Source organism: Sphingopyxis sp. BSNA05 (assembly GCF_013265645.1).
In the GTDB taxonomy this organism is placed as follows: Bacteria; Pseudomonadota; Alphaproteobacteria; order Sphingomonadales; family Sphingomonadaceae; genus Parasphingorhabdus.
Window position 1 is genome coordinate 1 of sequence record NZ_PYIA01000079.1, and the last position, 1,436, is coordinate 1,436.

Here is a 1,436-nt window from a genome sequence, read left to right on the forward strand (position 1 = left end):
TTTACCAGCGGCGACAGCGCGATCGCGCTTCAGGGACGTTCGGATAGCAGCGTCACGATCAACAACAGCGGAACGTTGAGCGCCTCGTCGGACGGTACGGGTGAGCGCAGCACCGCGACGGCAGGCATCTTGGCCATCGTAAACGGCCTTGGCGGCTCGGTAATCGCTAACAGCGGTGACATCACTGTAACCACCGGTGCAGCATCGTTCGATACCGATTTCGACGGGGTCGGTGGCGCGATTGTTGCCAACACGTTTACCAGCGGAGCCAGCCACACGTCGATCATCAACAGCGGCGATCTGACGGCGATCGGACCGCAAACCCACGGGATCGTGGCTTTTGTGCAGCGCTCCGGCGGCGGCGACGGGCCTGGCGAGAATGATGACAACGCCTCTGCTTCGGTCGTGTCGGAGGGAAGGATCACGATAAGCGGATCGGGCAGTTACGGAATATTGGCGCAAGGCGCAGGTTCGGATGTGAACCTGAACGTGACCAGCAACAGCGATATCGAGATGACGAACATCGACGGGACAGCCACCGGCATTTTCGTCCTAAATCAGGCGCAGGCGGGCGTGCTGCAGAACCTGAACGCCGGCAACATCACGGGCTCCGGCGACAATCTGCGTGGGCTGGGCGTCTCCACTTTCGGCGCTGTGACCGGCGGCGACTATATTTTCGAGACGGTCAATATGGGCGACATCACGCTCGATACGGCGCTCGGCTTCGGCATCACCAATTTTGCAACGCTCGACGATAATGTCGTGGCGACGATCGACAATAGCGGTGATATCGACCTTTCTGCGACGACGAACAAAGATTCCATCGGCATCTCGGTCAATTTCGCCGGGGTCGATGCCGCGGCGACGGGTAATGGCGACAGCTCGGTGACGATCACGAATAGCGGCAACATTACGATGGGGGCCGGCAGCGCGATTTTCGCGGCAGCGGACAATGTCACGCTGACCAATACCGGTAACATCACGCATACACCCGACGGGTCCGATGTCATCCTGATCGGTGGAACGGGCAGTTCGCAGAATGTCGATCTCATATTCCGCGATCACGAGATCGTGTCCGAAAGCGTCACGCCCGGCGCCGACTATGCAGTTGTGCGGATTGAGGATGCGCAGTCACCTTCCCAATACACGCTCTTTTTCGACAATGTGACGGTTAGAGCCAATGAAGGGGGAATTTCGTTTGGCCGTTTGCAGGACGATTCAATTCTGTCCTTAACCGCAGTCGATCTGGTCTTGCAGCTTGGTGGAAGTCAGACTGGAGGTATTGTCGTCGAAGAATTTGGCAACAGCAGCGCAGCTGAATTCATTCTCGACAGAACGACCTTCGATATAGGCTCGTCGAACATCTCGGCGATTGACATTGCAGAAATTGGAGAAAGCAGTGCTTTCACGTTCAACATCAGCAATTCGGCAATTTT

The 1,436-nt window shown here is 57.0% G+C and carries 1 protein-coding gene; it reads left to right on the forward strand.

What is annotated here, in order from left to right; genetic code table 11:
* Window positions 1-1,436: hypothetical protein (locus tag C8024_RS08930; protein WP_173204236.1), on the forward strand; the 1,436-nt coding region annotated here is incomplete at both ends.